This window comes from Pseudonocardia sp., from assembly GCF_050246655.1.
In the GTDB taxonomy this organism is placed as follows: domain Bacteria; phylum Actinomycetota; class Actinomycetes; order Mycobacteriales; family Pseudonocardiaceae; genus Pseudonocardia.
Genome location: NZ_JBFWVQ010000003.1, coordinates 33,358 through 55,931, shown reverse-complemented (window position 1 = coordinate 55,931; position 22,574 = coordinate 33,358). Strand labels below are relative to the sequence as shown.

Annotated in this window: 22 protein-coding genes; 9 read left to right on the top strand and 13 right to left on the bottom strand. The window is 74.0% G+C overall.

All coding sequences use genetic code 11. The features are described from left to right. Nucleotides 1-68 precede the first annotated feature (68 nt). The 7 genes from fdhD to AB7J25_RS01735 all read right to left on the bottom strand — a co-directional run bounded on the left by fdhD (nucleotide 69) and on the right by AB7J25_RS01735 (nucleotide 8,122). Nucleotides 69-890: a formate dehydrogenase accessory sulfurtransferase FdhD gene (fdhD, locus tag AB7J25_RS01765; RefSeq protein WP_428504247.1), complete on the bottom strand. Its 822-nt coding sequence runs from the start codon at nucleotides 888-890 to the stop codon at nucleotides 69-71. Beyond that, complete coding sequence (locus AB7J25_RS01760) at nucleotides 878-2,053, bottom strand: molybdopterin molybdotransferase MoeA (RefSeq protein ID WP_428504246.1); 1,176 nt, start codon at nucleotides 2,051-2,053, stop codon at nucleotides 878-880. Before AB7J25_RS01760 ends, fdhD begins: the two co-directional genes overlap by 13 nt. Further along, the gene (locus AB7J25_RS01755) at nucleotides 2,050-2,265 is read right to left on the bottom strand and encodes a formate dehydrogenase subunit delta (protein ID WP_428504244.1); all 216 of its coding nucleotides are present in this window, start codon (nucleotides 2,263-2,265) and stop codon (nucleotides 2,050-2,052) included. The genes AB7J25_RS01760 and AB7J25_RS01755 overlap by 4 nt, the downstream gene beginning before the upstream one ends. Nucleotides 2,266-2,279: 14 nt before the next feature. Continuing rightward, nucleotides 2,280-5,102, bottom strand: a complete 2,823-nt coding sequence (gene fdhF / locus AB7J25_RS01750) for a formate dehydrogenase subunit alpha (RefSeq protein WP_428504242.1) — start codon at nucleotides 5,100-5,102, stop codon at nucleotides 2,280-2,282. Further along, nucleotides 5,099-6,628 (bottom strand): formate dehydrogenase beta subunit, encoded by a 1,530-nt coding sequence (locus AB7J25_RS01745; RefSeq protein WP_428504240.1) that lies wholly within the window; start codon nucleotides 6,626-6,628, stop codon nucleotides 5,099-5,101. Before AB7J25_RS01745 ends, fdhF begins: the two co-directional genes overlap by 4 nt. Nucleotides 6,629-6,636: 8 nt before the next feature. After that, nucleotides 6,637-7,113, bottom strand: a complete 477-nt coding sequence (locus AB7J25_RS01740) for a formate dehydrogenase subunit gamma (RefSeq protein WP_428504238.1) — start codon at nucleotides 7,111-7,113, stop codon at nucleotides 6,637-6,639. A 70-nt stretch (nucleotides 7,114-7,183) separates the two neighbouring features. Continuing rightward, nucleotides 7,184-8,122 carry a LysR family transcriptional regulator gene (locus tag AB7J25_RS01735; protein ID WP_428504236.1) on the bottom strand — a complete coding sequence of 313 codons (939 nt, stop codon included), beginning with the start codon at nucleotides 8,120-8,122 and terminating at the stop codon, nucleotides 7,184-7,186. 179 nt (nucleotides 8,123-8,301) lie between these two features. On the opposite strand from AB7J25_RS01735, the gene AB7J25_RS01730 reads away from it, so the two are divergent. Both AB7J25_RS01730 and AB7J25_RS01725 read left to right on the top strand, forming a co-directional pair. Continuing rightward, on the top strand, nucleotides 8,302-8,892 hold the full coding sequence (locus AB7J25_RS01730) for a hypothetical protein (protein ID WP_428504234.1): 591 nt from the start codon (nucleotides 8,302-8,304) through the stop codon (nucleotides 8,890-8,892). Nucleotides 8,893-9,063: 171 nt separating this feature from the next. Then, on the top strand, nucleotides 9,064-10,551 hold the full coding sequence (locus AB7J25_RS01725) for a PepSY-associated TM helix domain-containing protein (RefSeq protein WP_428504232.1): 1,488 nt from the start codon (nucleotides 9,064-9,066) through the stop codon (nucleotides 10,549-10,551). A 59-nt stretch (nucleotides 10,552-10,610) separates the two neighbouring features. Here AB7J25_RS01725 and AB7J25_RS01720 read toward each other — a convergent pair whose 3' ends face one another. Then, nucleotides 10,611-11,279, bottom strand: coding sequence for a hypothetical protein (locus tag AB7J25_RS01720; protein WP_428504230.1), 669 nt, complete (start codon nucleotides 11,277-11,279; stop codon nucleotides 10,611-10,613). A 215-nt stretch (nucleotides 11,280-11,494) separates the two neighbouring features. Between AB7J25_RS01720 and AB7J25_RS01715 the strand changes: the two genes are divergently transcribed. Genes AB7J25_RS01715 through AB7J25_RS01690 form a run of 6 tightly spaced genes read left to right on the top strand, consistent with a single transcriptional unit; the run spans nucleotide 11,495 to nucleotide 17,128 of the window. After that, complete coding sequence (locus tag AB7J25_RS01715; RefSeq protein WP_428504228.1) at nucleotides 11,495-13,093, top strand: ABC transporter substrate-binding protein; 1,599 nt, start codon at nucleotides 11,495-11,497, stop codon at nucleotides 13,091-13,093. Next, on the top strand, nucleotides 13,090-14,079 hold the full coding sequence (locus AB7J25_RS01710) for an ABC transporter permease (protein ID WP_428504226.1): 990 nt from the start codon (nucleotides 13,090-13,092) through the stop codon (nucleotides 14,077-14,079). The genes AB7J25_RS01715 and AB7J25_RS01710 overlap by 4 nt, the downstream gene beginning before the upstream one ends. After that, entirely contained in the window at nucleotides 14,072-14,980 is a 909-nt protein-coding gene (locus AB7J25_RS01705; protein ID WP_428504224.1) for an ABC transporter permease, read from the top strand. Before AB7J25_RS01710 ends, AB7J25_RS01705 begins: the two co-directional genes overlap by 8 nt. Further along, nucleotides 14,974-15,885: an ABC transporter ATP-binding protein gene (locus AB7J25_RS01700; RefSeq protein ID WP_428504222.1), complete on the top strand. Its 912-nt coding sequence runs from the start codon at nucleotides 14,974-14,976 to the stop codon at nucleotides 15,883-15,885. The genes AB7J25_RS01705 and AB7J25_RS01700 overlap by 7 nt, the downstream gene beginning before the upstream one ends. Then, nucleotides 15,867-16,544 carry an ABC transporter ATP-binding protein gene (locus AB7J25_RS01695; protein ID WP_428504220.1) on the top strand — a complete coding sequence of 226 codons (678 nt, stop codon included), beginning with the start codon at nucleotides 15,867-15,869 and terminating at the stop codon, nucleotides 16,542-16,544. Before AB7J25_RS01700 ends, AB7J25_RS01695 begins: the two co-directional genes overlap by 19 nt. Beyond that, nucleotides 16,541-17,128, top strand: a complete 588-nt coding sequence (locus AB7J25_RS01690) for a superoxide dismutase (RefSeq protein WP_428504218.1) — start codon at nucleotides 16,541-16,543, stop codon at nucleotides 17,126-17,128. Before AB7J25_RS01695 ends, AB7J25_RS01690 begins: the two co-directional genes overlap by 4 nt. Before the next feature lie 1,003 nt (nucleotides 17,129-18,131). Here AB7J25_RS01690 and AB7J25_RS01685 read toward each other — a convergent pair. The 5 genes from AB7J25_RS01685 to AB7J25_RS01665 form a co-directional block, all read right to left on the bottom strand. After that, nucleotides 18,132-18,692 carry a copper resistance CopC family protein gene (locus AB7J25_RS01685; RefSeq protein WP_428504216.1) on the bottom strand — a complete coding sequence of 187 codons (561 nt, stop codon included), beginning with the start codon at nucleotides 18,690-18,692 and terminating at the stop codon, nucleotides 18,132-18,134. Nucleotides 18,693-18,877: 185 nt separating this feature from the next. Further along, nucleotides 18,878-19,597 carry a YcnI family protein gene (locus AB7J25_RS01680; RefSeq protein WP_428504214.1) on the bottom strand — a complete coding sequence of 240 codons (720 nt, stop codon included), beginning with the start codon at nucleotides 19,595-19,597 and terminating at the stop codon, nucleotides 18,878-18,880. Between the two features lie 169 nt (nucleotides 19,598-19,766). Further along, entirely contained in the window at nucleotides 19,767-20,303 is a 537-nt protein-coding gene (locus AB7J25_RS01675; RefSeq protein WP_428504212.1) for a hypothetical protein, read from the bottom strand. Nucleotides 20,304-20,529: 226 nt separating this feature from the next. Then, entirely contained in the window at nucleotides 20,530-20,721 is a 192-nt protein-coding gene (locus AB7J25_RS01670) for a ferredoxin (protein WP_428504210.1), read from the bottom strand. Nucleotides 20,722-20,767: 46 nt separating this feature from the next. Further along, nucleotides 20,768-21,355 (bottom strand): TetR/AcrR family transcriptional regulator, encoded by a 588-nt coding sequence (locus tag AB7J25_RS01665; protein WP_428504208.1) that lies wholly within the window; start codon nucleotides 21,353-21,355, stop codon nucleotides 20,768-20,770. Nucleotides 21,356-21,429: 74 nt separating this feature from the next. Between AB7J25_RS01665 and AB7J25_RS01660 the strand changes: the two genes are divergently transcribed. Next, nucleotides 21,430-22,569, top strand: a complete 1,140-nt coding sequence (locus tag AB7J25_RS01660; protein WP_428504206.1) for an acyl-CoA dehydrogenase family protein — start codon at nucleotides 21,430-21,432, stop codon at nucleotides 22,567-22,569. Nucleotides 22,570-22,574: the final 5 nt, after the last annotated feature.

Sequence of the window (22,574 nt, the reverse complement as noted above, 5' to 3'; positions counted from 1 at the left end):
GCGCCGTCGGCTGTCAGAAAGGTACCCGGTGCGGCCGGGCCGGAAACCGCGGCGTGGCGCACGCAACGTCAGGCGACGCGCTCCGGGCGGGTGTAGACGTTCATCGAGTCCCCACGGATGAAGCCGACGAGCGTCATACCGGCGTCGTCGGCCAGCTCGACGGCCAGCGACGAGGGGGCGGACACCGCGCCGAGCAGCGGCACCCCGGCCATCACGGCCTTCTGCACCAGCTCGAACGACGCGCGCCCCGACACCATCAGGACGCTCCCGCGGGCCGGGATCCCGCCGTCGAGCAGCACCCGGCCGAGCACCTTGTCGACGGCGTTGTGCCGCCCGACGTCCTCCCGCACCACGACCGGTTCCCCGGAGGCGGTGAAGAGCCCGGCGGCGTGCAGACCGCCGGTGCGGTCGAACACCCGCTGCTGCGCGCGCAGTGCGTCCGGCAGGGCCGCGAGCACCTCGGCCGGCACGCGCACCGGATCGTCCGCGGGCGGGAAGCGGGTCTTGAGCCGCACCGCGTCCAGCGAGGCCTTGCCGCAGACACCGCACGACGACGTCGTGTAGAAGTTCCGCTCGACGCCGACGACCGGGGGTTCGATCCCGGGGGCGAGGCCGACGTCGAGGACGTTGTAGGTGTGCATCCCGCTGTCGTCACGGGAGTCGCAGTAGCGGGCGTCGCGGACGTCCGCCGGGCTGCCGATGACGCCCTCGGTGAGCAGGAACCCGTGCGCGAGCTCGACGTCGTGGCCCGGCGTGCGCATCGTGACGGCGAGCGCGCGCCCGCCGACGCGCAGCTCCAGGGGCTCCTCGACGGCCAGCGCGTCCGGACGCGACGCGCGCACGCCCGGACCGATACGGACGACCGGGCGGCGCGCGGTCAGCCTGCCCACGGGGTGCCTCCGGGGCCCATCAGCCGGACCGCGCCCGCGGTGCCGGGATCGACGACCGCCAGGCAGTCCGCGGCCGCGACCCCGCGGAGCATGGCGGGCCCGCGGTGGTCGAGCGGTTCCGCGACGCCGTCCACGAGCCGGGCCGGGACGACGCGGTGGCTGTGGTCGTGGGGGGCGAAGCCGCGCGCGGGGGCCTTCTGCAGCTCCGGGAGCGGGGCCCCGCAGAAGCCGGCGACGGCGGGCACGGCGAGGGTGAGGAAGGCGGTGAGCGCGGCGAACGGATTTCCCGGCAGGCCGACGAGAAGTCGGCCGCCGGGCAGGCGGGCGAGGGTCTGGGGGTGCCCGGGGCGGCACGCGACGCCGTCCACGAGCAGCTCGGCGCCGAGGTCGTGCAGGACGGACCGGAGGTGGTCCGCGGGCCCCTTGCCGGACGCGCCGGAGAGCAGGACGAGGTCGGCGGGGTTCGTGGCGAGGGCGTCGCGGAACGCGTCGGACCGGTCCGGGACCCGGGCGGCGCCGATGAGGCGGCCCCCGGCGGCGGCGACGAGACCGGGCAGCATCGGCCCGATCGCGTCCCGGGTGCGCCCGGGTGCGGGCAGGCCCGTCTCGGCGAGCTCGTCGCCGGTGACGAGGGCCGCGACGGCGGGCGGGCGGTGGACGAGGATCGCGTCGTAGCCGAGCGCTGCGGCGAGCCCGAGAACGGCAGGCGTGGCACGGCCTCCCGCGGGCAGCACGACGTCCCCCGCGGTGCACTCCTCCCCCGCGGGCCGGATGTGGCGGCCGGGCTCGACCCGCCCGTGAAGAGTGGCACCGGCGACCGCCGCGTCCGGGGCGCCGTCCACCGCGACGCCGTCGACGGTCGCGTCCTCGACGGGGAGCACGGTCGTCGTCCCCGCCGGGACGGGCGCGCCGGTGACGACGGGCACGGCCTCGCCCGGCCGCAGCGGCCCCGCCGCCAGCAGCGCCCACGGGCCCGGCCCGGACACGGCGAAGCCGTCCATCGCCGAGCACGCGGCGGGTGGGAGCGACACCTGCGACACCAGCGGCGCGGCGAGCACCGCGCCGAGGGCCTGCGGCAGCGGCACGCTGCGGACCGCGCCCCGGCGGGCCGACCGGTGCGCGACGAGCCGCGCCTCGTCCCAGGCGATCCCCCCGGGCGTCACAGCAATCCGGCCGCGCGTGCCGCGAGCGGGTCCAGCCCGGCGCCGCCCTCGGCGGCGTGCCTGACAAGCGCGGTCCGCATCCGCGGATCCCAGAACGTCTGCAGGTGTGCGGCGACCGCCGCGGCACCCGCGTCGGGTGGCAGGTGCCCGAACTGCAGGGCGATGTCGTTGACCAGCCGCACGTACGGCGGCACCTCCACGTCAGCGGTCATGACTCCATCGTCGCTCACTGGCCCGCGACCGGCACCGGCCGCTCACCCGCCCGCTGCCGTGGCGTCGACGCCTCGGTGGCGAGTGCCACCTGCACGGCCGTCACCTTGTACTCCGGGCAGTTCGTGGCCCAGTCCGAGTGCTCGGTGGTGACCACGTTCGCACCCGTGACCGGGTGGTGGAACGTCGTGTAGCAGACCCCGACGGGCATCCGGTCCGAGATCACCGCGTGCAGCGAGGTCACGCCGACCCGGCTGGCGAGGGTGACGATGTCGCCGTCCACGATCCCGCGCACCTCGGCGTCGTGCGGGTGCAGCTCCAACACGTCCTCAGGATGCCAGGCGACGTTCGCGGTGCGGCGGGTCTGCGCGCCCACGTTGTACTGCGACAGGATCCGTCCCGTGGTGAGGATGAGCGGGAACTTCCGCGTGGAGCGCTCCTTCGTGGGCACGTAGACGGTCTGGACCAGCTTGCCCTTGCCCCGGACGAACCCGCCCACGTGCATGATCGGCGTGCCCTCGGGTGCGGCGTCGTTGCAGGGCCACTGCACCGAGCCGACGCGGTCCAGGTGCGCGAACGACACCCCCGCGAACGTGGGCGTGGTGAGCGCGATCTCGTCCATGATCTCTGCGGCCGAGTCGTAGTGCATCGGGTAGCCCATGGCCTGGGCGATCTCGCAGACGATCTCCCACTCCTGCTTGCCCGTGCGCGGCGCCATCACCGGGCGGACGCGGTTGATGCGCCGCTCGGCGTTGGTGAACGTACCGTCCTTCTCCAGGAACGACGTACCGGGCAGCAGTACGTGGGCGAACTTCGCCGTCTCGTTGACGAACAGGTCCTGCACGACGAGCAGGTCCAGCGCGGCGAGCGCGGCCTGGACGTGGTGGGTGTTGGGGTCGGACTGCGCGATGTCCTCGCCCTGCACGAACAGCGCCCGGAAGGTGCCGTCGATCGCGGAGTCGAACATGTTCGGGATCCGCAGCCCCGGCTCGTCGAGCACCTCGACGCCCCACAGCTCGTCGTAGATGGCGCGCACGCCGTCGTCGGAGACGTGGCGGTAGCCGGGCAGCTCGTGCGGGAACGAGCCCATGTCGCAGGAGCCCTGGACGTTGTTCTGCCCGCGCAGCGGGTTCACGCCGACGCCGTCGCGGCCGATGTTGCCGGTGGCCATCGCGAGGTTGGCCATACCCATGACCATCGTGGAGCCCTGGCTGTGCTCGGTGACGCCCAGGCCGTAGTAGATGGCGGCGTTGCGGGACCCGGCGTAGAGCCGGGCGGCGGCCCGCAGCTCCTCCGCCGGCACCCCGGTGATGTCCGCGACGGCCTCCGGGGAGTGCTCAGGCCGGGAGATGAACGCCGTCCACTCCTGCACGCCCTCGCAGCGCTCCGCCATGAACTCCAGGTCCGCGAGCCCCTCGGTGACGGCGACGTGCGCCAGCGCGTTGACCACCGCGACGTTCGTGCCGGGCGCGAGCTGGAGGTGGTGTGTCGCCTCGATGTGCGGGGTGCGGACGAGGTCGATCCGGCGCGGATCGACGACGATCAGCTTGGCGCCCTGCCGCAGCCGCCGCTTCATCCGGGAGGCGAACACGGGGTGCCCGTCGGTCGGGTTCGCCCCGATCACCATGATCACGTCGGCCTGGTCCACGGACTTGAAGTCCTGCGTGCCCGCGGAGGTGCCGAAGGTCTGCTTGAGCCCGTAGCCGGTCGGCGAGTGGCAGACCCGGGCGCAGGTGTCGACGTTGTTGTTGCCGAACGCCGCCCGCACCATCTTCTGGACGACGTAGACCTCCTCGTTCGTGCACCGCGACGAGGTGATCGCGCCGATCGCGCCCGCGCCGTGCTCGGCCTGGATCTCGCGCAGCCGCCGCGCGGTGAACGAGATCGCCTCCTCCCAGGAGACGGTGCGCCAGTCGTCGGCGATGGAGTCGCGCACCATCGGTTCCAGCACGCGGTCCGGGTGGCTGGCGTAGCCGAACGCGAACCGCCCCTTGACGCAGCTGTGGCCCTCGTTCGCCCCACCGTCCTTGTAGGGGACCATCCGCACCAGCTCGTCCCCGCGCAGCTCGGCCTTGAACGAGCAGCCCACCCCGCAGTACGCACAGGTGGTGACGACGCTGCGGGTGGGCATCCCCAGCTCGATGACGGTGTTCTCCTGCAGCGTCGCCGTCGGGCACGCCTGCACGCACGCCCCGCAGGACACGCAGTCGGACTCGAAGAACGACACCCCGGCGCCCGCGGCGACCTTCGAGCCGAACCCGCGGCCCTCGATCGTCAGCGCGATGGTGCCCTGCACCTCGTCGCAGGCCCGCACGCAGCGCGAGCAGACGATGCACTTGGACGCCTCGAACGTGAAGTACGGGTTGGACGTGTCCGTCGGCGCGTCCATGTGGTTCGCCCCCGCGTCCACCCCCGAGCCGTAGCGGACCTCCCGCAGCCCCGTCACGCCCGCCATGTCCTGCAGCTCGCAGTCGCCGTTGGCCGAACAGGTGAGGCAGTCCAGCGGGTGATCGGAGATGTAGAGCTCCATGACCCCGCGGCGCAGCTTCGCGACCTTCTCGGTCTGCGTGCGCACCACCATCCCGTCCGCGACGGGCGTGGTACACGAGGCGGGCACGCCCTTGGCGCCGTCGATCTCGACGATGCACAGCCGGCACGAGCCGAACGCCTCCAGCGAGTCCGTGGCGCACAGCTTGGGGATGTCGATCCCGGCGTGCTTGGCCGCGCGCAGCACGGACGTCCCTGCCGGGACGGCCACCGCGGTGCCGTCGATCGTCACCTCCACGATCGCGCCCTCGCGGGCAGGGGTGCCGAAATCGGGTTCCTTCAGCAGGCTCATGCCTTCGCCTCCTCGCTGCGATCAGCGCCGAAGTCCTCGGGGAAGTGCCGCAGCGCACTGCGCACCGGCATCGGGGTGAGCCCGCCCATCGCACACAGCGAGCCGTCGGTCATCAGGTCGCACAGGTCGTCGAGCAGCACGAGGTTGCGGCCGCGCTCCACGCCGGCGCGGATCCGGTCGATCGTCTCGACGCCGCGCACCGCACCGACGCGGCACGGGGTGCACTTGCCGCAGGACTCCTCGGCGCAGAACTCCATCGCGAACCTCGCCATGGCGGCCATGTCGACGGTGTCGTCGAACACGACGACGCCGCCGTGCCCGACCATCGCGCCGGCCCGGGCGAACGCCTCGTAGTCCATGGGCAGGTCGAACTGCCCGACGGGCAGGTAGGCCCCCAGCGGGCCGCCGACCTGCACCGCGCGCACCGGGCGCCCGGACCGGGTGCCCCCGCCGAAGTCCTCGACCAGCTCGCCGAGCGTGATCCCGAACGCGGTCTCGACGATCCCGCCGCGGGCGATGTTCCCGGCGAGCTGGAAGACGCTCGTGCCGCGGCTGCGGCCGGTGCCGAGGTCGGCGTAGGCCTGGCCGCCGTGCTCCAGGATCCACGGCACCGCGGCGAGCGTGAGCACGTTGTTCACCACGGTGGGGCGGCCGAACAGGCCTTCCAGCGCGGGGATCGGCGGCTTGGGCCGCACCTGCCCCCGCTTGCCCTCCAGGCTCTCCAGCATGGAGGTCTCCTCGCCGCAGATGTAGGCGCCGGCGCCGACCCGCACCTCCACGTCGAAGCACAGGTCCGAGTCGAGGATCCGCTTGCCCAGCCAGCCACGCTCCCGCGCGGTCTCGATCGCGGCGGTGAGCGTGGCGATCGCGTCCGGGTACTCGGAGCGGAGGTAGACGAAGCCCTCGACCGCGCCGACCGCGTGGGCGGCGATCGCCATGCCCTCCAGCAGCGTGAACGGGTCGCCCTCCATCAGCATGCGGTCGGCGAACGTGCCGGAGTCGCCCTCGTCGGCGTTGCAGCAGACGAACTTCACGTCCGCCTCCGCGCCCGCGACCGTCCGCCACTTGATGCCGGCCGGGAACCCCGCACCGCCCCGGCCGCGCAGGCCCGACCCGATCACGGCCTCGACCACCTCGGCCGGGTCGAGCGCCAGCGCGGCCCGCAGGCCCGCCATCCCGCCGTGCGCCTGGTAGTCGTCGGCCGACCGCGGATCGACGACGCCGACCCGCGCGAACGTCAACCGCTGCTGGCGGCGCAGCCAGGGCAGCTCCTCGACGAGGCCGAGCCCCACCGTGTCGATCGCCTCGCCGGTGAGCATCCCGGCCGCCACCAGGCCGTCCACGTCCTCGACGGCGACGGGCCCGTACCCGACGCGGCCCGCGGCCGTCTCCACCTCGACGAGCGGCTCCAGCCACAGGAGCCCACGGGAACCGGTGCGGACCACCTCGACGTCCCCGCCGACCGCGGCGATCCGCTCGGCCACCTCGTCGGCGCCGACCGACCGCGCAGCGGAGTCGCACGGCACGTACACCCTCATCGCACGCCGCCGATCAACGCATCGAACCGCGCGTCCCCGACCCGCCCGTGCAGCGTGCCGTCCACCTGCACCGACGGGCCGAGCGCGCAGTTGCCCAGGCAGAACACCTCGTCCAGGGTGACCGAACCGTCGGGTGCCGTCTGCCCGAACTCCAGGCCCAGACCGGCCTTCGCGTGCGCGGCGAGCGCCTCAGCCCCCACGGCCTGGCACGCCTCGGCCCGGCAGATCCGCACCACCGTGCGGCCCGCGGGAGCACGGCGGAAGTCCTTGTAGAAGGTGACGACGCCGTGCACCTCGGCCACCGCCAGGTTGAGCACGTCCGCGATCACCGCCACGTCGGCCTCGTCGATGTACCCCAGTTCGTCCTGCACCGCATGCAGCACGGGCATGAGCGGCCCGCGCTCCCGGTGGCGCGCCTCGGCGATCGCACGGACGCGATCGGGACGTGGCGGCGCGTCGTCGCGCTCGGTCATTCGTCCACTGTGCCCACCCCGTCCGACCTGGTCAAACGGGCATCTTGCATCGCCTGATAGGTGCCGTCTATCACACGTGGCGGGCCAGGAGGACGTCCAGCGCACCCCGCAGGTCCACCCCGGCGACCACGTCCACGAAGGCTCTGGCGAGCAACGACCCCGGCTGCCGGTCGGGCAGCACCAACCCGATCGTATGGCTGTGTGCGGGCTCGGCCATCGGCACCACCCGCATCCCCTCCGGCACGCCGAACAGGTGCAGCCAGGCGTGCGCCACGACCGTCGCGAACCGGCCGGTGGCCACGTGCGAGTAGAGGACCGACACCGCGTCCGCCTCCACCGACGGGGCGAGCACGACGCCCGCGACGGCTGCGTTCCGGTCCAGGATGCGGCGGTTCTGCATGACCGGCGACAGCAGGCACAGCGGGATCTCGGCCAGCTCCGCCCACCCGATCTCGTCGCGCGTCGCGGCGGCCATCCCCTCGGGAGCGAGCAGCAGGTAGCGCTCGACGTAGAGCGGCACCGTCCGCACCGGGCCGAGCGGCTCGCCGTCCACGTAGGTCATGCCGACGTCCAGGTCGAACTCCGCGAGCCGCCGCACGATCGCCCGCGACGACAGCGACTCGAGCCCGATCCGCACGCCCGGGTGCCGTGCGCTGAACGGCCCGGTGAGCAGCGACGAGACCATGAGCGCCGACGGGATCGCGCCGATCTGCAGGTTGCCCGCGAGCCCGCCCGCCATCCGGTCGAGCTCGTGGCGCAGGCTGTCGCGGTCCTGCAGGATGCGCTGCGCCCAGGCCAGCACGACCTCCCCCTCCGGGGTGAACCCGCCGAACCGCCTACCCCGGCGCACCACCTGCACGCGCAGGTCCTGCTCCAGCTTGCGGATCGCCGACGACAGAGCCGGCTGGGAGACGTGGCACGCCGCCGCGGCCCGGCCGAAGTGACGCTCGCGGGCGAGAGCGGTGAGGTACTCGAGCTGGTTGAGCAGCACCGCATCGGCATACCGCACGCGTGCGGCCCCGAACAGCGCGGCATCGCCCGCCTACCCCGCCACCGTATTGAGAGTGGTCGACGGATCACCTACCGTCACGTAGCAGTCACTCGCCGAGGTGAGGAGGGCCCGTGGATGTCGACGGGACGCCCCGCCCGCTCACCCCACGCCGTCACACCGCCACAGGCTGACCACCGGTGACCCCGACGCGGGGACGCGGCCACACTGCCGCGTCGCTTCCCCTCCCGGGTCACCCGTGGGCCCTGCGCGCCAGGCCTCCGCGGACGCTGCGCGCGAGCGTCGCGGCGAGCCTCGCCGTCGGCTGCGGTCTGACCGGCCACGTCCTCGCCGGCGGCGCCGTCTCGGCTCCCGCCGCGATCGCCACGCTGCTGGCGGCCGTCGCGGTGACCGCCGCCTTCGCGGGGCGCGAGCGCGGCTGGCTGTGGCTTGCCGGCCAGCAGGTGGGCACGCAGCTCGTCGTGCACGCCGCAGCCTCGGGCCTGGCCGCGCCGGACGGTGCCGCGCTCCTGCCCCACGACCTGATGTTCGCCCTGCACGTCGTGGCGGGCCTGCTCGCCGCGACGCTGCTGCGGCCGGCGGAACGCCGGCTGTGGGCGGGCGTCGGACGCGTCGCGGCCGCCGTCGCCCGGTGCCTGGAACGCCTCGCAGGCCCCGGGAGCACAGCCTCCGCGCCAGCCGCGATCCCGGCCGTCCGACCGGCGTTCCGGGCGCACCAGCGCTCCGGACGCGGGTGCGCGGCGCTGCGCGGCCCGCCGCTTCCTGCCTGATCCCGCTCCCCCGCCGGGAGCACGTCCGGACGGCCCGCGTCGGCCGTCCCGCCGGCACGCCACCCCCCTGACCTCCCGCGCACGCGCGCGCCGACCTTCCCGGCCGGTGCGCCGCCGTCGCGCGCCCATCCACAGGAGCACCGACATGCCCGTCACCCCTGGACGGTCCCGATGACCACCACCGGCTCGACCAGCGCCATCGACCCCGCCGAACCGGCCGCACCCGCCGCCGGCTCGCTCTACCGCACGTTCTGGCGTTGGCACTTCTTCGCCGGCCTCTTCGTCGTCCCCGTGCTCGCGATCCTCTGCCTCTCGGGTCTGGTGTGGCTGTTCAAGCCGCAGATCTGGAGCCTGCAGTACGGCGATCTCCAGCACGTGACCCCGGCGGCGACGACGGCGACCTACGAGGACCGGGAGCAGGCCGTCCTCGCCGCCCACCCGGACGCAACCCTCGTCGCCGTCTACACACCCGCCGACGCGACCCGCTCGACGATCTTCGACATCGCCGCGGCCGACGGGCGCGAGCTCATGGTGTACGTGGATCCCTACCGCGGCACCGTCCTCGGCGAGGTCGACAAGTCCACCGACCTGCCGTCGATCGCGCTGGAGCTGCACGGCTCGCTGATGACCGGTCGCTGGCTCGGCAACGAGGCGATCGGCGACGGGTTCGTCGAGATCGTCGCCGGCTGGGGAGTGGTGCTGCTGATCACCGGGAGCTACCTGTGGTGGCCGCGCGGCCGCGGCCTGCGCCGGGCGCTCGCCGTCCGCGGGCCGTCGGGCCGCCGCACGTTCTGGCGCGACCTGCACGCCGTCACGGGGGTGCTGTTCTCCTTCGTCACCCTGTTCTTCCTGCTCACCGGCATGGCCTGGACGGGTGTCTGGGGTCCGAACTACCTGTCCGTGGCGAGCAGCGCGCTCGGGGGCACCCCGGAGGTGGAGACGACATCCACGACGGTCGGCGAGCTGCTGCCCAACGGCAGGTCGGCGTGGGCGTTCGGCAACCAGCCGATCCCGGCATCGGCGCCGCCCGGCGCCGTCGGTGCGCCGCTGAGCTGGGACCCGGCCCGGGGCGCACCGCTGGACGCCGTGGTCGCCGTCGGCCAGCAGCTGGTGATCCGCGACGGGCTCTCGCTGTACTACCCCGAGGACGAGACCGGTTCCTACCTGGCCACGAGCTGGGAGGACGGCCCGCAGCAGCCGAACCGCAGCGCGACCGACGTCCACATCGCCTACATCGACCAGTACGCCGCCACGCCGATCTCGCAGTACGGGTTCGCCGACCTCGGCTGGCTCAGCAAGTCCACCAACGTCGGCATCGCCCTGCACGAGGGTCGGGAGTTCGGCACCGTCAACCAGATCCTGTCGGCGATCGGCGCCCTGGCGCTGCTCGTGTCGCTCGCCTCGGCGGTCGTCATGTGGCGCAGGCGGCGCCCGACGGGGATCGGCGCCCCACGCAAGGTCCCGAGCCGGACGCTCGGGTTCGGGCTGCTGCTCGTCATCGCGATGCTCGGGATCCTGTTCCCGCTGCTCGGGGCCTCGATCCTGGCGGTGCTGGTGCTCGACACGCTGGTCGTCCAGCGGGTGCCTGCGCTCGCCCGCGCGTTCGGAACGGCTCCGAACGGCGGGGACCGGCACCCGCGCGGCCGCCGGGCCGCATGATCCGCGTCCGTGGTGCGGGGCGGCCATCCGTGGCCGCTCCGCACCGCACGCACGGATCATCAGGAGGCCGCCTCGCCCCCCGGCACGCCCGCCGCGGGCATCGCCGCTCCGCCCCGCCCGGGGTGGAGGTGACCACCGGCCAGCAGCTCGACGTGCGTGCCGACGGGCATCCCCGCGGCACCGTGCAGCACGGCGCGCCACACACCGGTGCGGTCCGCGGCGGCTGCTCGGGCGACGACGGGATCGTGCGCGGCAAGGTAGGCGAGGTGACGGACGGCGTGCGCGACGACGTGGTGGCCGTGCAGCCCGGCCGGTGCGGGGCGCAGCGGGTCCTCCGAGCAGAGGACCGCCGGGGCATCGAGCGTCGCGGCGGGCAGGCCGGGCCGCGGATCCGGCAGCGCCGCGTAGGTGAGGACGACGGTGCCGGCCTCGTGGCGCCAGGACGTCGAGTGGCAGACGGTAGCCGGGCCCGCGACGGGGACCGACCCGGCGCCGCCCGGCACGCACGCGCCCGCCACCGTGGGCCCGGGCGGGTGGCCCGCCACCGCCCTGCCGCCCGCTTCGGCGCTCCCGCCCGCTGCCGGGCCCTCGATCCCCGCCAGCCGCAAAGCCGCGCCGTCCGGGGTGGTGCCGTGGGCGAGAGGAGCCCGCACCACCCGGTACGCCACTCCCGGACCCGGCGGGGCCAGCGCCCGCAGGAGCAACACCTCGATCTCGACGGGATGCATGGGCCACAGCCTGCGCACTGTTGCCACCCACTCGCAACAGATGCCGCGAGGGCCCTGCCCCACCGGCCAGGACCCTCGCGTCGCCGCCATCGAGCTGCCAGAACGATCTGCGACTTCCTGCAAATTACCTGCAGTGGCATCACTTGGCAAGATGACTGCACATGCCACTGTTGGCTTATTGCCGATAGATGGCATGAACACGTTCACTGTCCCCCATGCGGGCGATCAGGATGATGACGGTCGGGCTAGCGGTGCTGCTCACGACCGTGGGATGTGCGGCGCCCACGGGCGTCGGCGGCGACGGCGGAACGGCGCGGGACGGGCGGTCGATCGTCATCGCCGCCGGGTCGGAGCAGGAGAGCCTCAACCCGATACTCGGGTACGCCCCGGACGGCGCCTCGAAGATCTTCGACGGTCTCGTGGCCCGCGACGCGGGCCTCGACCTGGTCCCGGCGCTGGCGCAGACGCTGCCGACGGCCTCGCCGGACGGCCTGACCTGGACGGCGACGCTGCGCGATGGCGTCCGTTTCTCCGACGGCACCGCCCTGACCGCGCAGGACGTGGTGTTCACCTACTCGTCGGTGATCGACCCCAAGGTCGACTCGACGATCGCGTCGAGCTTCGACGCGCTGGAGTCGGTGACGTCCCCTGACCCGCGCACGGTGGTGTTCGGGCTGAAGTACCCGTACGCCCCGTTCGCGCAGCGGCTGACGCTGGGGGTCGTGCCCGCGAAGGCGTTCGAGGGCCAGGACGTGAACACCGCGCCCTTCAACACCGCACCGATCGGCACCGGCCCCTACCGGGTCGTCGAGTGGCGCAAGGGCGACCGGCTGGTCCTGGAGGCGAACCCGGAGTACTGGGGCCCGGCGCCCCAGGTCACCTCCGCGACGTTCGTGTTCGTCACCGACGACAACGCCCGCGCGCAACGGATGGCCGCGGGTGAGTTCGACGCGACGGCGCTGCCGCCGAAGCTCGCGAAGGCCTACGAGGGCCGCGAGGGCTACCAGGTCGTGCAGAGCGAGAGCGCGGACTACCGCGGGCTCGGCATCCCGTCGGACCTGCCGCTGACGAGCGACCCCGCGGTGCGTCGCGCGATCAACCTCGGCATCAACCGGCAGGCGATGATCGACACCGTGCTCGCGGGCGCCGGGAAGCCCGCGGCGACGCCGATCTCGCCCTACCTCGCCGAGTGGTACGACCCGGCGGCGACGTTCACCTACGGCCCCGACGAGGCGGGCCGCGTGCTCGACGCCGCCGGCTGGGTGCGCGGCCCGGACGGCGCCCGCAGCAAGGACGGGGTGCGCGCCCGGCTGCCGGTGCTGTATCCGGGGACGGACTCGCTGCGCAAGGAACTCGCGCTCGCGACGGCGTCGGACATCGCGAAGCTCGGCATCGACGCGCCCGTGGAGGGCACCACGTTCGAGGTGATGCTGGCGCGGCAGAAGGAGACGGCGGCGATCTGGGGCGGCGGCGACCCGTACGACCCGGACACGGCCACGTACACCCTGCTGCACTCGCGGTACATCGGCCAGGACGGCTACGTGAACATGACGCACTACCGCAACGCGACCGTCGACGCCGCGCTGGACCGGGGCCGGTCCAGCCTGGACCCGGCCACCCGCAAGGCCGCCTACGACGAGTTCCAGGAGGCCTACGTCGCCGATCCCGGCTGGGCGTTCCTCGTGTTCCTCGACCACACCTACGTCATGCGCACGGGGTGGAGCGGCATGCAGGAACAGGTCGAGCCACATGACCACGGGCTGCTGCACGGGCCGTGGTGGAACCTCGAGAAGTGGGCGCCGTCCCCGGCATGACGCCACACACCAGATACCGCGACATCGCCCGGATGGCGCTGCGGCGACTGTGGTTCGTGGTCCCGCTGCTGGTGGTGGTGAGCTTCGCCCAGTTCGCGCTGGCGAAGCTCTCCCCGTTCGACCCGGTGGAGCGCTACTTCGGGGTGCGGATCATCGGGGCGGACCCGGCGCGGGTGGCGCAGATCCGGGAGAACTGGGGGGTGGACGAGCCGCTCCTGAGCCAGTGGTGGGCGTGGCTGGGCAACGTGGTCTCGGGTGATCTCGGGGACTCGCTGTTCCTGCACCAGCCCGTGGCGCAGGTGCTGGGCGAGCGGCTGGCGTGGTCCGCGCTGCTGGCGGGGACGGCGTTCGTGGCGGCGCTGCTCCTCGGACTGGTGCTCGGCACCCTCTCGGCCTGGCTGCAGGGCACGTGGACGGACCGGGTGATCACCGGGACGTGCTTCACACTGGAGGCCGCCCCGGTGTTCTGGATCGGCCTGCTCGCGATCTACGTCTTCGCGCAGGCACTGCAGTGGTTGCCAGGCGGCGGCCTGACCGACCCGGGAGCAGCACTCGATGTCGCGCAGGTGGCGCGCCACCTGGTGCTGCCGGCATCGGTGCTGGCGATCTCGCAGGCGCCCTGGTTCGTGCTGTTCGTGCGGCAGGCGCTGATCGAGTCGCTCTCGCAGAGCCATGTCATCGGCGCGCGCAGCAGGGGCGTGCCGGACCGGGTGGTGCTCCTCGGGCACGCGTTGCGCACCTCCCTGCTGCCGTTCCTGAGCCTGCTCGGCACGCGCGTCGCGGAACTGGTGTCGGGAGCGCTGCTCGTCGAGGTGGTGTTCTCCTGGCCGGGGATCGCGAGCGCGACGGTGCAGGCCGGGCTGAACCTCGATCTCGCGCTCCTGGCCGCGTGCACGCTGATCCTCACCACCACGGTGCTGATGGGCAACCTGCTGGCCGACATCTTGTACGCACTCGCCGACCCGAGGGTGGCCGTCGATGGTTGAGGTACTGAGCCGCCGCGAGACCGCACCCGCCTGGCGCCCCGCGACCCGCTCCCGGCTGACCGCAGCAGGCACCGGCGGGGCCCCGCGGCTGCGGGCCTGGGTGTCGGGCGGCGTGCTGGCCGTCCTGGTGGGGGCCGCGCTGGTCGTGCCCATGGTGGTGCAGCTCGACCAGCAGTTCGTCGATCTCGCGGCCGCGAACCTGCCGCCGGGGCCCGCGCACCCGTTCGGCACGGACGAGCTGGGCCGCGACGTCCTGTTGCGCTGCATCTACGCCCTGCGGATCTCGCTCGCCGTCGGGCTGCTGGCCGCGGTGGTGTCGTCGGTCGTCGGGACGGCGGTGGGGGCGTTGGCCGGGGTGGCGGGCGGCTGGACGGACCGGCTGCTGATGCGCACCGTCGACGGCGTCGCGGCGGTGCCGCACCTGCTGCTCGGGATCGTGATCGTCGCGATCCTCGGGCCGAGCCTGTTCAGCGTCGTCGCATCGATCGCGCTGACGCACTGGCTGTCGTCGGCGCGGATCGTCCGCTCCGAGGTGCTGGCGCTGCGCGGGCGCCCGTTCGTCGACGCGGCGGTGCTGGGCGGCTCGTCGCGGTCCCGGATCATGGTGCGGCACCTGCTGCCCAACGTCGCCCCGCAGGTGCTGCTCACGACGACGCTCATGGTGCCGCACGCCATCTGGCACGAGACGGCGCTGTCGTTCCTCGGGCTCGGCCTGCCGGCGCACACGGCGAGCATCGGCAACATGCTCAACGACGCGTCGCGCTCGCTGCTGCTCGGGCACTGGTGGATGTCGGCGGCACCGGGGCTGGTCCTGGTCGTGGCGACGCTCGCCGTGGCGGGCGTGGGCGGGGTGTGGCGGGACCGGCTGAACCCGCGGCGGCGCTCGGAGCTGTCGTGGTGAGCCTGCGGGTGGACGGCCTGTCGGTGCGGTTCGCGCTGCCCGGGGCGAGCGTCGCGGCGGTGTCGGACGTGAGCTTCACGCTGGAGCCGGGCCGCTGCGTCGCGCTGGTCGGCGAGAGCGGGTGCGGCAAGTCCGTGTTGGCCTCGGCCCTGCTCGGGTTCCTGCCGGCGAACGCGGAGGTGGCGGGGCGCGCCCTGCTGGACGACCTGGACCTGCTCACCGCCTCCGAGCGGGAGCTCGCCACGGCGGTGCGGGGGCGGCGGATCGGGCTGGTGCCGCAGAGCCCCGCGGGACACCTCACCCCCGTACGGACGGCGCGGGCGCAGCTGGAGGAGGCGGCCGCCGTCCACGTGCCACGGCCGCAGCGGCGGGTCCGCGCGGACGCCGCCGCGATCCGCGCCGGGCTCGATCCGGCGGACCTCGACCGCTACCCGCACGAGCTGTCCGGCGGCATGGCGCAGCGGGTCGCGACCGCGCTCGCGCTGGTGGGCGACCCGCCGCTGCTGATCGCGGACGAGCCCACCACCGGGCTGGACCGCGCGCTCGTCGACGCCCTGGTCGGCGAGCTGGCCCGGCTGGTCGCGGTGGGCCACGCGGTCCTGCTCATCACCCACGACCTCGCCGCCGCCCGTGTCGTCGCCGACCGCGTGGCGGTCATGTACGCGGGGCGGATCGTCGAGACCGGCGAGACGGCGGAGCTACTGGACCGGCCCCGCCATCCCTACACCCGCGGCCTGGTCGATGCCCTCCCGGACCGCGGGTTCGTCCCCGTCCGGGGGCACCCGCCGCTGCTCACCGACCTACCCGCGGGGTGCGCGTTCGCGCCGCGCTGCGACCACGCGGACGCGGTGTGCGCGACCCTTCCCGAACCCGTCGGAGGTGTGGCGTGTCATCACCCGATCTGATCTGGGCGGCCCGGGACGTCGTCGCGGGCTACGGTAGCGCGCCCGTGCTGGAGGGGGTCGGCATCGAGGTCCGGGGCGGGGAGACCGTCGGGCTCGCGGGCCCCAGCGGCTGCGGCAAGACGACCCTGGGGCGTGTGCTCGCGCTGCTGCACCGTCCCGACGCGGGCACCGTGGAGATCGACGGTGCGCCCGTGCCCGGGTTCCGCCACCGTGCGTCGCGCGGGCTGCGCACCCGGGTCGGGATGGTCTTCCAGCAGCCGCGGCTGGCCATCGATCCGCGGATGACGCTGCGGGCCACGATCGCCGAACCGTTGCGGGCCAACCGGCTGCCCGTACAGGTGGCCGAGATCGCCGAGCGCGTGGGGCTCACGCCGGACCTGCTGGGCAGGCGCCCGCACGAGGTCAGCGACGGGCAGCTCCAGCGGGCCGGCCTCGCGAGGGCACTCGTGCTGCGCCCGGCGTACCTGCTGTGCGACGAGATGACGACCATGCTCGATGCCTCGACGACGGCCACCCTCGTCGGTGTGATCCGCGAGTACCAGGCCGACACCGGATGCGCGGTGCTCGCGGTCTCCCACGACGGCGTCCTCCTCGGCCGTTGGGCGGACCGGATCGTGCAGATGCACATGAATGGTAGGAGCGATAGCGTGGCGGCGTGACCTACACCCTCCCCGACCTGCCCTACGACTACGGCGCGCTCGAACCGCACATCTCGGGCGAGATCATGCAGCTCCACCACTCCAAGCACCACCAGACCTACGTCAACGGGCTCAACGACACCCTCGACAAGCTCGCCGCCGCTCGCGAGAAGGGCGACTTCGGCGCGATCGTCGGGCTGGAGAAGACCCTGGCGTTCAACCTCGGCGGCCACGTCAACCACTCGATCTTCTGGCAGAACCTGTCGCCGGACGGCGGCGGCGCGCCCGAGGGCGAGCTGGCCGCCGCGATCGAGGACCAGTTCGGATCCTTCGACGCCTTCCAGGCCCACTTCACAGCAGCCGCGACGACGATCCAGGGCTCCGGCTGGGCCGTGCTCGCCCGCGACCCGATCGCCGGGCGGCTGCACGTCTTCCAGCTCACCGACCAGCAGGGCAACGTGCCGGTCGGGCTCACGCCCGTGGTGATGCTGGACATGTGGGAGCACGCGTTCTACCTGCAGTACAAGAACGTGAAGCCGGACTACGTGAAGGCCTGGTGGAACGTCGTGAACTGGGCCGACGCTGCCGCCCGCTTCGGGGGCTGATCCGCGGGCCCATCGCGGCGCCGCCGCGGGGCACGGCCCGGCCTCGGGCGCAGCGGTGGGGCACGGTCCGGTCCCCGGTGCCGCCATGGCACGGCCCGACCCCGGTGCCGTCGTGGGGTACGGCCCGACCCCCGGCGCCGTCGTGGGGTACGGCCCGACCCCCGGCGCCGCCTGCCGGGTCACTTGATCGGCGCGAGCCGTCGGATCGCCGCTCGCACCAGTCCGCGGCCGCCCTTCGCAGACCCCTGGCACGGTTCGCAGACGCTGCAGCCCCTGCGAACCGTGCCGAACCCCTGCGAAGCGGTGCCGAACCCCTGCGAAGCGGTGCCGAACCCCTGCGAAGCGGTACCGAACCCCTGCGAAGCGGTACCGGACCCCTGCGAAGCGGTACCGGACCCCTGCGAGGCGGTACCGGAGCCCTGCGAGGCGGTGCCGACGGCCCGACCCCGGCCGCCCCGCGGCACGGCCCGACGCCCGGTGCCGCCGTGCAGCACAGCCCGGCGCCGCCCGCCGGCCACCTGAACGGCGCGAGCCGTCGGATCGCCGCTCACACCAGTCCGCGGCCGCCCTTCGCAGACCCCTGGCACGGTTCGCAGACGCTGCAGCCCCTGCGAACCGTGCCGGACCCCTGCGAGGCCGTACCGGACCCCTGCGAGGCCGTACCGGGCCCCTGCGAGGCGGTACCGGGCCCCTGCGAACCGTGTCGGACCCCTGCGAAGTGGTGTCGGACCCCTGCGAAGTGGTGTCGGACCCCTGCGAGGCGGTGTCGAACCCCTGCGAGGCTGTGCCGGACCCCTGCGAGGCTGTACCGGATCCCTGCGAACCCCCTGCGAGGCGGTACCGGACCCCTGCGAAGCCTTATCCAGGCGGGCCGAACCCCCGCGAAGCAGTGCCGAACCCCCCGCGAAGCGGGCCGGGTCGGCCGGCCGACTCGTCACGGTGTACGACCAGCTCGACCGACCCACCCTCCGGCGCGGTCACCGGATCAGGCGCCGCGCCTCGGCTACCGGCGGCCCACCCGCAGCGCCACCGTCACCCCGGCGGCGACGAGCACCACCGCACCGGCGATCCACGGCCAGACCGGCGCCGAGCCGCCGTCCGGTGCCGGGGTGGCCGCCACGGGGGCCGGCGACGCCGCGCTCGGGGAGGTCGCGGCGGCGGCGGCCGGTCCGGGTGCGGTCAGCGTGAACGCGACCTTGCCCTCCACCGGGTGCCCGTCGTCGGACACCACGCGGTAGCCGATCTCGTAGCGGCCGGCCGGGCCGAGCGGGCGGACGGCCGTGGAGATCGTGGTGCCCTGGGCCGAGACCGCCCCGCTCTGGTAGGCCGCGCCGTCCGGCCCGATCACGGTGATCGCGCTGAACTCGGCCGGCAGGTTCTCGTTGAACGTCAGCGACACCCGCTGCGGGGCCTCGGCCAGCGAGGACCCGTCGGCCGGGTCCGTGCCCTCCAGCCGGGTGTGCGCGAACGCGGGCGCGGCGACGCCCAGCATCGCGGCGACGGCGAGCAGCACCACCGCGACCCCGCGGCGCAGGTGCCGCCTGGCACCGGCCGCACGACCCACGCGACCAGTGCCCCCCGCGCCCGTCCCGTCCCGACGACCCACCGGACCACTGCCCCTCACACCGATCCCACCGCTCACGCCGCCCCTCACACCGAACCCGCCGCGCAACCCACGGCCCACGCCGGTCCCACCGCCCCTCACACCGATCCCACCGCGCACTCCACGGCCCACACCCGTCCCGCCGCTCACGCCGACCCCCGCCGTCCGCGCAGCAGGGCTCCCACGCCGAGCCCGAGACCGAGCCCGCCGAGCAGCAGGCCGGCACCGCCGAGCCAACGCGCGGTGCTGTCGGTACCGTCCGCGCCCCCGAGGCCGCCGGCACCGGCCGCGATCGCCGCTGCGGCGCCGTGGCCGTCGCCTGACGACACCGCCGTCAGCTCGACGACCGGCGCGGGCCGCTCCGGCTCCGCCCCGTCGGCGGGCGGCTGGTCCCAGCGGACGATCTCGCCGTCGTCGTAGGTCTGCACGGCAGGCAGCAGGATGCGGTCCACGCCGGTGGGCATCGGCCCGAGCGAGAGCGGGAACTCGAGGAACTCCCCCGGCCCGATGCGGGTGCCCGGCTGCGCGGTCCACGTGACGGTGCGGACCACCTCGGTGATCTGGCGGCCGTGGCGCTCCAGCGGCGGGTTCAACGCGGCCTTCGTGACCGTGGCCGTCCAGCCGGGGACCGGCGTGGTGCGGACGCCGGTGATGGGGGTGTCGGCGGGCAGGCTGACCTCCAGCTTCACGGTGCCCGCCGTGTCGGACTCGTTGGGCACCCGCATCGAGACGACGGTGTACCCGCCCTGCTCGGCGCGGCCGGGTTGGGCGGTGACGTGGGCAAGGGCGGGCGCGGCGGCCGCGACGACGAGGGCCGCTGCGGCCGCGACGACCGCGGCGGTGCGCGCCAGAGAACGGACGATCATGGGAGGGAACCTCTCGGGAGTGGGGAGAGCTCCGGGAACCGGGCGGTGACCGACGGCCGGACGGCCGCGCTCCCGACCGGGTCGCGCGGAGCTCAGGACGCGCGAGGGGCGGGCAGCGGGCCACCACGACGGGCGGGCGGCCGGGCGGAGCCCGGCCGGGGTCGGACCGTCAGGCCGGGAGAGGCGGGCCGCGCCGGACGACGGCGTGGCGCAGCAGCGCCGCCGCGGGGAGTGCGACGGCACCGGACGGGCGGGCCCGGACGACCGGCCCGGCCGGGCGGGCGGCACCGGCGAGGAACCGGATCGCCCAGTGGAGGATCCGCGCGGCGAGGCGGCGGGCGGCCGCCCAGGCGCGACGCTCGCCGAGGCGCAGCCACGCGGCCATCGCGAGCGCGCCGAGCACGTGCAGGAAGAACATGACGTCGTGCGGCAGCGCGGCGGGCTCGGGTGCGACGCCCGTGAGCAGCGGATGGATCACCTGCTGCGCCACGACCTGCACGGTGGCGATGAACGTCCAGCCGCGCTCGCGCCCGGCCAGGAGCCATGACGGCGCGAGTACGGCGGCGAACGCGAGCAGGGTGCCGGTGAGGGTGAACGCGCCACCCGCAGCGAGGTGGCCCGCGAGGCCGAGGGCCGTGGCCGCCCCGGCCGACGCCCCGGCGCGGACGATCCGCAGAGGCGGCAGCAGGCCGTACGCCTCGCCCATCCGCACCTCGCTCGGTCAGGTCGTCGCCGCTGGTGCGGCCGGTACTACCCTAGGTGACCGCCCAGACAGCACTCCAGGTGATGCAGGCAACGGCGTCCTCGCGCATCCGGGTGTCGGACGCCCGGCCCTCGCACACGCCCCAAGGCCCTCGCACACACCGCCGACGGTGTGTGCCGCCACTCGACGGTGTGTGCCGCCGCCCGCGGGCCTGTGCCGCCGTCGCGGCTCAGCCTTCCAGGCGCAGCGCCTCCGTCGGGCAGCTCACGACCGCTTCCTCCAGGATCGCGCGGTCGGCCTCGTCGCCCTCCTCGCGCAGGAGGGTGAGCGAACCGTCGTCCTGCACCTCGAAGTAGTCCGGCGCGGTCGCCTCGCAGAGCCCGAGCCCGGAGCACTTGTTGTAGTCGACGACGATCTTCACGGTTGGCCTCCTGGTCGCGAGCCCCGATGGGCCGGTCGGGGTCACGTTAGCGCCGCAGCCCGTGCAGCAGCAGCGTGGTCAGCTGCTCGTAGGCCTCGGCGTCCCCGAGCCCGGTGGCGGCCGCGACCTGTCGCTGCTGGATGCGCACCATGACCGACGCGATGACGTCCGCCGCGAACGCCCGGTGCACCGGTCGGAACACCCCGTCGCGCACGCCGGCGTCGAGCAGCTGCTCCACCCGCCGGGCCGCGGCGCGGGTGTTGCGCTCGTAGATCTCGGCGGCCGGGGCGAACGCGGCGACGTCGTCGAAGAAGACCGCCGAGGCCGGCTCGAGCTGCCGGGCGACGGCGCCGAGGTAGGCCACGAACCGCTCCTGCGCGCCGCCGTGGCGGGCGACCTCGGCCTCGACGTCGGCGGTGGCCCGCCGGAAGAAGTGCACGACCGCGGCGCGGACGAGCTGTTCCTTGGAGTCCGCGAGCCCGTAGAGGGTGCGCTTGGAGCAGCGCAGCCGGGCGGCCAGGTCGTCCAGGGTGAGGTGGGCGAAGCCCTCGGCGAGCAGCAGCGCGACCAGCGCGTCGAACAGCTCCTCGCGCCGCGCCGAGCCCCGCCGGGCACGCACAGGGGTGTTCGTCACGTCGCCATGCTATCCGAAGGACGATGCGTTACGGTACTCTCGTACCTATCAGAGTACCGCCGCTAGGAGTCGCCATGGCCGTCGACCGCCTCCTGCCCACCCAGGAAGCCGAGGATCTCATCGCCCTCACCCGCGACATCGCGGACAAGGAGCTGGCGACGCGGGTCGAGGAGCACGAGCGCGCCGAGAGCTACCCGGAGGGCCTGTTCGCCACCCTCGGCCAGGCGGGGCTGCTGGGCCTGGCCTACCCCGAGGAGTACGGCGGCGGCGAGCAGCCCTACGAGGTGTACCTGCAGGTCGTCGAGGAGCTGGCCGCCCGGTGGGCCGCCGTCGCGGTCGCCACGAGCGTGCACACGCTGGCCTGCTTCCCGGTCTTCACCTTCGGCACCGAGGAGCAGAAGCAGAAGTGGCTACCGCGCATGCTCGCCGGTGAGCTGGTCGGCGGCTACTCGCTCTCCGAACCGCAGGCGGGCTCGGACGCCGCGGCGCTCACCTGCAAGGCCGAGAGGACCGACGGCGGCTTCCGGATCACCGGCACGAAGGCGTGGATCACCCACGGCGGTATCGCCGACTTCTACGCCCTCTTCGCCCGCACCGGGGAGGGCCCGCGCGGCATCTCCTGCTTCCTCGCGCCCGGGCAGGCCGAGGGCCTGTCGTTCGGCAGGCCCGAGGAGAAGATGGGCCTGCACGCCGTGCCCACCACGACCGCGAACTGGGACGGCGCCCTCCTCGGCGCGGAGCGGCTGATCGGCGCGGAGGGCCAGGGCCTGCCGATCGCGTTCGCCGCCCTGGACTCCGGCCGCCTCGGCATCGCCGCGTGTGCCACGGGGCTCGCCCAGGCCGCGCTGGACACCGCCGTCGACTACGCGAACGAGCGCACGACGTTCGGGAAGAGGATCGTCGACCACCAGGGGCTCGGGTTCCTGCTCGCCGACATGGCGGCCGCCGTGGACTCCGCCCGCGCGACGTACCTGGACGCCGCCCGCCGCCGCGATCTCGGCCGCCCGTACGGTCGGCAGGCCAGCGTCGCGAAGCTGGTCTGCACCGACGCCGCGATGAAGGTCACCACGGACGCCGTGCAGGTGCTCGGCGGCTACGGCTACACGCGCGACTTCCCGGTCGAGCGCTACATGCGCGAGGCGAAGATCATGCAGATCTTCGAGGGCACCAACCAGATCCAGCGCCTCGTCATCAGCCGCCAGTTCGCCCGCTGACCCGA